This is a genomic window from Serratia sp. T13T92 (assembly GCF_047530105.1).
Taxonomy (GTDB): domain Bacteria; phylum Pseudomonadota; class Gammaproteobacteria; order Enterobacterales; family Enterobacteriaceae; genus Chania; species Chania fonticola.
On the sequence record NZ_JBLJAK010000053.1, the window covers coordinates 20,602 to 28,789 of the forward strand.

7 protein-coding genes and 1 riboswitch are annotated in these 8,188 nt (G+C 53.7%); of the genes, 5 read left to right on the plus strand and 2 right to left on the minus strand.

Annotated elements, in window-relative coordinates; translation table 11 throughout:
• Positions 1 to 41: 41 nt before the first annotated feature.
• Positions 42 to 959: a DNA-binding transcriptional regulator OxyR gene (oxyR, locus tag ACMV5I_RS26065; RefSeq protein WP_024482855.1), complete on the plus strand. Its 918-nt coding sequence runs from the start codon at positions 42 to 44 to the stop codon at positions 957 to 959.
• On the opposite strand, the gene sthA is transcribed toward oxyR, so the two are convergent.
• On the minus strand, positions 942 to 2,339 hold the full coding sequence (gene sthA, locus ACMV5I_RS26070; protein ID WP_021807209.1) for a Si-specific NAD(P)(+) transhydrogenase: 1,398 nt from the start codon (positions 2,337 to 2,339) through the stop codon (positions 942 to 944). The two genes, oxyR and sthA, sit on opposite strands and share 18 nt — an antisense overlap.
• Positions 2,340 to 2,553: 214 nt before the next feature.
• Between sthA and fabR the strand changes: the two genes are divergently transcribed.
• Together fabR and ACMV5I_RS26080 are read left to right on the plus strand one after the other, a co-directional pair.
• Positions 2,554 to 3,186 carry an HTH-type transcriptional repressor FabR gene (gene fabR / locus ACMV5I_RS26075; protein WP_024482854.1) on the plus strand — a complete coding sequence of 211 codons (633 nt, stop codon included), beginning with the start codon at positions 2,554 to 2,556 and terminating at the stop codon, positions 3,184 to 3,186.
• Positions 3,187 to 3,199: 13 nt separating this feature from the next.
• The gene (locus tag ACMV5I_RS26080) at positions 3,200 to 3,562 is read left to right on the plus strand and encodes a YijD family membrane protein (RefSeq protein ID WP_121608336.1); all 363 of its coding nucleotides are present in this window, start codon (positions 3,200 to 3,202) and stop codon (positions 3,560 to 3,562) included.
• 64 nt (positions 3,563 to 3,626) lie between these two features.
• On the opposite strand, the gene trmA is transcribed toward ACMV5I_RS26080, so the two are convergent.
• Positions 3,627 to 4,727 carry a tRNA (uridine(54)-C5)-methyltransferase TrmA gene (gene trmA, locus ACMV5I_RS26085; RefSeq protein WP_414825602.1) on the minus strand — a complete coding sequence of 367 codons (1,101 nt, stop codon included), beginning with the start codon at positions 4,725 to 4,727 and terminating at the stop codon, positions 3,627 to 3,629.
• 120 nt (positions 4,728 to 4,847) lie between these two features.
• Positions 4,848 to 5,063: riboswitch (cobalamin riboswitch) on the plus strand.
• A 73-nt stretch (positions 5,064 to 5,136) separates the two neighbouring features.
• Between trmA and btuB the strand changes: the two genes are divergently transcribed.
• Together btuB and murI are read left to right on the plus strand one after the other, a co-directional pair.
• Entirely contained in the window at positions 5,137 to 7,017 is a 1,881-nt protein-coding gene (gene btuB, locus ACMV5I_RS26090; RefSeq protein ID WP_414825603.1) for a TonB-dependent vitamin B12 receptor BtuB, read from the plus strand.
• Positions 6,962 to 7,825 (plus strand): glutamate racemase, encoded by an 864-nt coding sequence (gene murI, locus ACMV5I_RS26095; RefSeq protein ID WP_202672536.1) that lies wholly within the window; start codon positions 6,962 to 6,964, stop codon positions 7,823 to 7,825. Before btuB ends, murI begins: the two co-directional genes overlap by 56 nt.
• Positions 7,826 to 8,188 lie beyond the last annotated feature (363 nt).

Consider the following 8,188-nt stretch of genomic DNA (forward strand, 5'->3'; position numbering starts at 1 on the left):
ATCTATCGCCATGAGCTATCATGGCCAGGAGGGAAACAACAATGAATATTCGTGATTTAGAGTATCTGGTCGCCTTGGCCGAGCACCGCCACTTCCGGCGCGCTGCCGACTCATGCCATGTCAGCCAACCAACATTGAGCGGCCAGATCCGCAAGCTGGAAGACGAGTTGGGCGTGATGCTGCTTGAGCGGACCAGCCGTAAGGTGCTTTTCACACAGGCAGGCTTACTGCTGGTGGAACAGGCGCGCACCGTGCTACGCGAAGTCAAAGTCTTGAAGGAAATGGCCAGCCAGCAAGGGGAAGCGATGTCCGGGCCGTTGCATATCGGCCTGATCCCTACCGTGGGGCCTTATCTGCTGCCGCAGATTATCCCTACGCTGCATAAATCCTTTCCCAAGTTGGAAATGTACCTGCACGAAGCACAAACCCATCAACTGCTGGCACAGCTGGACAGCGGCAAGTTGGACTGCGCTATTCTTGCCTTGGTGAAAGAGACCGAAGCCTTTATCGAAGTGCCTTTGTTCGATGAGCCGATGCAATTAGCAGTCTATTCCGACCATCCGTGGGCGCAGCGCGAACGCGTGGCGATGGCCGATTTGGCGGGTGAAAAACTGCTGATGCTGGAAGATGGCCACTGTTTACGCGATCAGGCGCTGGGCTTTTGCTTCCAGGCCGGTGCGGATGAGGATACCCACTTCCGCGCGACCAGTCTGGAAACACTGCGTAATATGGTTGCCGCAGGCAGTGGGATAACGCTGTTACCCGCCTTGGCAGTACCGCGTGAGCGCGAGCGTGACGGCGTCTGCTATCTGGAGTGCTACAAACCGGAACCGAAGCGCACCATTGCTCTGGTGTATCGCCCCGGCTCCCCGCTGCGTAGCCGCTATGAGCAGCTGGCCGAGGCTATTCGCGAACACATGCAGAACTACCTGGACGCGGGCCTAAAAAAGGCGGTTTAAACCGTTTAGCGCGGCCACGCGGTAGGCTTCGGCCATGGTCGGATAGTTGAAGGTGGTATTGACGAAATACTCGATGGTATTACCTTCACCTTTTTGTTCCATGATCGCCTGACCGATGTGAATGATCTCTGCCGCACGCTCACCAAAGCAGTGGATCCCCAGGATCTGCAAGGTATCGCGGTGGAACAGGATCTTCAGGCTACCCACGTTCATACCGGCAATCTGCGCCCGGGCCAGGTGTTTGAACTGGGCACGGCCCACTTCATAGGGCACCTTCATCGCCGTCAGTTCCTGCTCGGTTTTACCGACGGAGCTGATTTCCGGAATGGTATAAATGCCCGTTGGAATGTCTTCGATCAGATGCCCGCTGGCTTCCCCAGAGGAGATGGCCTGAGCGGCGATGCGGCCCTGGTCATAAGCGGCAGATGCCAGACTCGGATAGCCGATCACGTCACCCACTGCATAAATGTGGGATACGGCGGTCTGATACATGCTGTTGACCTTCAGCAGGCCACGGCTGTCTGATTCCAGACCCACGTTCTCCAGGCCAAGCGCATCAGTGTTACCGGTACGGCCATTGGCATACAGCAGGCAATCGGCCTTCACTTTCTTGCCGGATTTCAGGTGCACAATCACGCCGTCATCGGTACCCTCGATCTTCTCGAACTCTTCATTGTGGCGGATCACCACGCCGTTATTCCAGAAGTGATAAGACAGGGAATCTGACATCTCCTGATCGAGGAACGCCAGCAACCGATCGCGGGTGTTGATCAAGTCCACCTTCACGTTCAAACCACGGAAGATAGAAGCATATTCGCAGCCAATTACCCCGGCACCGTAGATAATCACGTGGCGTGGCTCGTGGTTCAGCTCCAGGATGGAGTCGCTGTCATAAATGCGCGAGTGGTTAAAATCAACGCCGTTCGGATGATAAGGGCGTGAACCACAGGCGATCACAATATGGTCGGCGCGGATGGTATCCTGCGTGCCATCCATATAGCTTACGCTGACGGTGTTGGCGTCGATAAACTTGGCGTTACCGGCGAACAACTTGCACTGGTTACGTTCGTAGAACCCTTGGCGCATGCGCGTTTGCTGGTTAATCACGCTGTCGGCGTGGCGTAAAATGTCAGGGAAGGTGGCGCTAAGGGTGCGGGAGTTATTGTAAAGCGGGTTCTGGTTGAATTCGATAATGCGGCTGACGGCGTGGCGGAGGGCTTTTGAGGGGATGGTTCCCCAGTGAGTACAACCGCCGCCCACGTTATTGTACCGTTCGATCACGGCCACGCGGGCACCTTGTTTCACCAGACCCATGGCTGCGCCTTCACCACCAGGGCCGGAGCCGATGATAATGGCATCAAATTGATAGTGTTGTTGCATGTAGGAGAGACCTGTTCTTATACAAATTTACAACGGTATCTTAACATCATAGCGCTGCGTGCCCAATTACCATTAGCCTTTTTGTGGCAAAGCACAATCGGTGTGGCCCAGAACTGTGACAAAGCTCGTTTGTGTAAATGCTGTTGCAATAAATTTGCTATATTGCCAGTTCTGCGGCGTTAGACTGAAGAAGGGAAGTCATCCGGATATGCAAATGGGCGTCAGAGCACAACAAAAAGAACGCACGCGTCGTTCCCTCATCGAGGCGGCTTTCAGCCAGCTGAGTGCCGAGCGCAGTTTTGCCAGCCTGAGCCTGCGTGAAGTCTCACGAGAGGCGGGCATCGCGCCCACGTCTTTCTATCGCCATTTCCGCGATGTGGATGAGCTTGGGCTCACCATGGTTGACGAAAGCGGCCTGATGCTGCGCCAATTGATGCGCCAGGCACGCCAGCGTATTGCCAAAGGCGGCAGCGTGATCCGCACCTCGGTATCGACCTTTATGGAGTTTATCGGCAATAATCCCAACGCCTTTCGGCTGTTGCTGCGAGAACGTTCCGGCACCTCGGCCGCGTTTCGTGCGGCGGTAGCACGGGAAATCCAACATTTTATTGCCGAACTGGCAGATTACCTTGAGCTGGAAAACCATATGCCGCGCAGCTTTACCGAGGCGCAGGCGGAAGCTATGGTGACGATCGTGTTCAGTGCCGGGGCGGAAGCGCTGGATATTGATATTGAACAACGGCGGCAGCTCGAAGAAAGGTTAGTGTTGCAACTGCGGATGATCTCCAAAGGAGCCTATTACTGGTATCGCCGCGAACAAGAAAAAGCATCTGTATCCCACGTATAACAAGGTGAAAGTCATGGAAAAACTAAGCCGTGAGAATGGTACTTTACTGCTGGCGTTGATTGCCGGCCTGTCCGTAAACGGTTCCTTTGCCGCGCTGTTCAGCTCGGTGGTGTCGTTTTCTGCCTTCCCGTTGATTGCTTTGGTGTTGGCGGTATATTGCCTGCATCAGCGTTACCTGAACCAGCCAATGCCGGATGGTATGCCAAAACTGGCGGCCGGCTGTTTCCTGTTGGGCGTCCTGGGATATAGCGCGATCGTGCGTGCGGAATATCCGCAGATCGGCTCGAACTTCCTGCCCTCGATTGTTTGCGTGGTGCTGGTGCTCTGGATTGGTTTCCATTTAAAGAAACGCAATACCGTCACTGTTCAGCATTAAAAATGGTTATATCGAGAAAAGGCACTCTGCGGAGTGCCTTTTTTGGTTTTTGCGTCTGTCTAGATCAGCGGCGTTCGAGTAATACGCCACATTCCATATGATGGGTGTATGGGAACTGATCGAATAGAGCCAGGCGAGTGATTTTGTGCGTGGCCTGCAGCGTATCCAGATTGGCGCACAGGGTCTCCGGGTTGCAGGAGATGTAAAGGATGCGTGGATAGGTCTGCACCATCTTCACCGTTTCCTCATCCAGCCCGCTGCGCGGCGGATCGACGAAAATCGTCTCACAGTTATAGCTGCTCAGATCGATCCCTTTTAACCGGTTGAACTCGCGAGCGCCGTTCATTGCCTGAGTGAAGTCTTCCGCCGCCATACGGATAATCTGCACGTTGTCGATATTATTGGCCGCGATGTTGTACTGCGCCGCCGCCACCGAAGGCTTGGCAATTTCAGTGGCTAACACCCGCTCGAAGTTGCGGGCCAGGGCCAGCGAGAAGTTGCCGTTACCGCAATACAGCTCCAGCAGATCCCCCTTTGCACCTTGGGTTACATCCAGCGCCCATTCCAGCATTTGCACGTTCATGGCGGCGTTGGGCTGGGTGAAGCTGTTTTCGACCTGGCGATAAATCATTTCGCGGCCAGCGACCGGCAGCACTTCGTCGACGTAGTCTTGATCCAGCATGATTTTCATCTTCGAGGCGCGGCCAATTAGTTGCACATCGAAGCCGTCTGCGCGTAACGCATCACGCAGCGCAGTGGCATCTTGCTGCCATTGTTCGTCCAGCTTGCGGTGATACAGCAGCGAGGCAATGATCTTACCGCTCTGCGTAGAAAGATAATCGATCTGGAACAGCTTGTGGCGCAGCACCGGATTGGGCTTGAGGGCCACCATCAGGGCGCCCATCAGGCGGTTAATCAGCTCGCTGGCCGCCGGGAAGCTATCGACACGGATACGCTGCTTGGTCTGCTGATCGAACATGATGTGGTACATATCGTCCTCATCATGCCAGATGCGGAATTCCGCACGCATCCGGTAGTGGCTGACTGGCGAGCGAAACACTTCCGGCTCGGGCGCCGTGAACGGTGACATCATGGTCTTCAGGCGGGCTGTTTTCTCCGCCAGTTGGTCGTCATAGCGTTCAATGGGCAAATTCTCGGGCGTCATGTTTTCTCTCGTCAGGCAAATTGGATCTGCGGGGATTGTAGGGAATCAGCCCGTGAAGTCCAGTTTTGTTGTGGTGCTATTTTGCAACACTGTTGGCAATCTAGACATCCATTTTCATTGATTGTAGCATTGCCGTCCGGTCTCAAGCAGCGAGTGAAAAGGGAATCCAGTGCAAATCTGGAGCTGACGCGCAGCGGTATGGGGAAGTCACGGCGATAGCGTTAAATGACGCAGACACTGTCCACTGCAGGATGGGAAGTCATCGCCCGGTGCGGGTTGCCACAGGCAACCGGCAAATCCCAAGCCCGAAAACCTACCGGTGTACGTCGCAATATCCATAGCCGTCGCGAACTACCGGCCGTGGCCCTGCGGCATCCCCAATGAAGTTTGGATGCTTTTTATAATGACAATGATAAAAAATACACTGCTGGCGGTGGTCTCCTCCGTGACGGCATTTTCTGGATGGGCGCAAGATAACACCACGGCTAAAAGTAGCGATGACCTGGTGGTTACCGCCAACCGCTTCCCTCAACCGGTCTCTTCCGTATTGGCGCCTGCCGATGTGGTGACCCGCGAAGATATCGACCGTTGGCAGGCCAAAAGCCTCAATGATGTGATGCGCCGTTTGCCCGGTGTCGATATTTCACAGTACGGCGGTATGGGGCAGGGGTCATCTCTCTCGGTACGCGGCACCGAAGCTCGTCATGTATTGGTTCTGATCGACGGCGTGCCAATGGCCCGTCTGGGGATTAGCAACGGCGTTGATTTTAACCAGGTTCCGTTGGCGCTGGTTCAGCGTGTGGAGTTTATCCGTGGGCCGCGCTCTGCCATTTACGGTTCTGGTGCCATCGGCGGGGTCATCAACATCATTACCCAGACGGATAAAGAGGGCGGTAAAGTCCAGGCGGGTATCGGTTCTAAAGGATACCAGCAGTACGATGGTGCCTTGCGCCAGCGTTTTGATAACACGGTTGCTACCGTTGCGGGCAGCTACCAGATGACCAATGGCTTCAATGTGCAGCCGGGCTCGCCTTATTCGGTCGACAGCGATAGTGATGGTTTCCGTAATAAAAGCTTCTGGGGCGGGTTGGAGCAACAGTTCAATCAGAATTTCTCAGGTTTCGTGCGGGGTTATGGTTATACCAATAACTCGGACTACGATGTCGGTAGTGTACCTTACAGCCCGAAGTACAGTAATGATGAAGACCGCCTGTATAGCCACACCTATGATATGGGGCTGCGTTTCCTGTCTGGGGCTTTCTCTTCTCAACTGACGGGCAGCTATCAGAAACAGAAGGATTACAACTACAGCAGCCAGAATGGCCGTTATGGCATCAGCACTACGCTGGATGATATGGATCAGCGTAACCTGCAATGGGGCAACACCTATGCTTTCGAGCACGGCAGCGTTACCGCCGGTGCCGATTTCCAGCAACAGCGCCTGACTTCTTCCGACAATTCCTTTGCCGATACCTATAAAAGAGACAACACGGGCCTGTACCTGAGTGGCCAGCAGCAGTTTGGCAGCGTGACGTTGGAAGCCTCTGGGCGTGAAGACAAGGCAGGTGACTTTGGTTGGCACGGCACTTGGCAGACCGCGGCAGGTTGGGAGTTTGTTGATGGCTATCGAGCCACCTTATCTTACGGTACGGGTTTCCTGACGCCGTCATTGGGTCAGCAATATGGCTCAAAACGCTTTGGCATTGATTCCAATAGCAACCTCAAGCCGGAAGAGTCCAAACAGTGGGAAATGGGTCTGGAAGGTTTGACCGGGCCGTTGGATTGGCGTCTGTCTGCTTACCATTACAAAATCCAGAATCTAATCAACTATGATTCTGACCCAGTGACCTATCAGGGGCAGTATTACAATGTGGATAAGGCAACGATTAAAGGTGTGGAATGGACGGGTAGCTTTGATACCTGGATGTTCACCCACCGCTTGACGCTGCAATATATCGATCCGCGTAATGACCAGACCGATGAGGTGTTGGCGCGCCGTTCGAAACGTCAGGCCAAATATCAGTTGGATTGGACGATGTTCAACCTGGACATGGATATCTCGTATCAATACTACGGCAAGCGTTACGACAATATCTCTTCTACTTATAACCCTGAGCAGCGCGTATTGCCGAGTTACAGCACGGTCGACGTGAGCGCCTCATATCCAATAACCTCTCAGCTGACAGTTCGTGGTAGAATTGCCAACCTGTTTGATAAAGATTATGAGACGGCTTATGGCTATGCTACCCCAGGAAGAGAGTACTACCTCACTGGCAGCTATACCTTCTAACGCCACTGCGGCTCCTCGCCCGACGGCGCTGGTTTTTGATTCCGGCGTCGGCGGGTTGTCAGTGTTTCAGGAGGTTCGGCAACTGCTGCCGGATCTCCACTATATCTATGCCTTCGATAACGTAGCATTCCCCTACGGCGAGAAATCCGAAGAGTTTATCGTTGAGCGCGTACTGGAAATTGTCAGTGCGGTTCAGCAGCGCCATCCTCTGGCGATCGTCATCATCGCCTGTAATACCGCCAGTACCGTTTCCTTACCCGCACTGCGTGAACGTTTTGCTTTCCCGGTAGTGGGGGTGGTGCCTGCGATCAAGCCTGCTGCCAAACTGACCGCCAACGGTATCGTCGGTTTGCTGGCCACGCGTGGTACGGTTCAGCGTACTTATACTCATGAACTGATCGAGCGTTTCGCGACAGATTGCAAAATTGAGCTGTTAGGCTCTTCTGAGCTGGTGGAACTGGCAGAAGCCAAGCTGCATGGTGAACCTGTGCCGCTGGCAACGCTGAAGAAAATATTGCAGCCGTGGCTGAGCATGCGCGAGCCTCCGGACACGGTAGTGTTGGGTTGTACTCACTTTCCTCTATTATCTGAAGAGTTGATGCAAGTCCTGCCTGAAGGAACGCGTCTGGTGGATTCTGGTGCGGCAATTGCCCGCAGAGCCGCCTGGCTTATCTCTAATCAGGAAAATCTGGTCTCAACTCAGGAAGAGAATCTGGCGTATTGCATGGCGCTGAATGAAGACACCGATGCTTTATTGCCCGTTTTGCAGGGTTATGGCTTTAAATCGTTGAAAAAACTGCCGCTTTAATGGGTTTTTGCTTAAACATTCGACGGTCAGTAAAAAAAGTGAATTTAGGGGTTGCGGCGTTCTGAGAACTCCCTATAATGCGCCTCCACTGACCGGGAACAACGACTCCTCTAACGAGAACCAAGTCGCCCAGCCAGGAAGAAGCAACCCGGTGAAAACACCGTGTCTCGTAAGAGAAAAAGGTTGACTCTTCAGCGGGAAAGCGTAATATGCACCTCCCGCGTTACCGAGAAACTTCCCGGTAACGAACGCTCTTTAACAATTTATCAGACAATCTGTGTGGGCACTCACAAGACGATATCCAGCTACTTCGGTAGCAAAAAAATATCAAGTCTTGAAGAGTGACCAAGCAGTAATTCATGC

What these genes read in the sequence shown, in the direction of transcription:
- murI (WP_202672536.1), top strand. Translation starts at nt 6,962, where the DNA reads ATGGCTATGCTACCCCAGGAAGAGAGTACTACCTCACTGGCAGCTATA.
- oxyR (WP_024482855.1), top strand. Translation starts at nt 42, where the DNA reads ATGAATATTCGTGATTTAGAGTATCTGGTCGCCTTGGCCGAGCACCGC.
- ACMV5I_RS26080 (WP_121608336.1), top strand. Translation starts at nt 3,200, where the DNA reads ATGGAAAAACTAAGCCGTGAGAATGGTACTTTACTGCTGGCGTTGATT.
- btuB (WP_414825603.1), top strand. Translation starts at nt 5,137, where the DNA reads ATGATAAAAAATACACTGCTGGCGGTGGTCTCCTCCGTGACGGCATTT.
- sthA (WP_021807209.1), bottom strand. Translation starts at nt 2,339, where the DNA reads ATGCAACAACACTATCAATTTGATGCCATTATCATCGGCTCCGGCCCT.
- trmA (WP_414825602.1), bottom strand. Translation starts at nt 4,727, where the DNA reads ATGACGCCCGAGAATTTGCCCATTGAACGCTATGACGACCAACTGGCG.
- fabR (WP_024482854.1), top strand. Translation starts at nt 2,554, where the DNA reads ATGGGCGTCAGAGCACAACAAAAAGAACGCACGCGTCGTTCCCTCATC.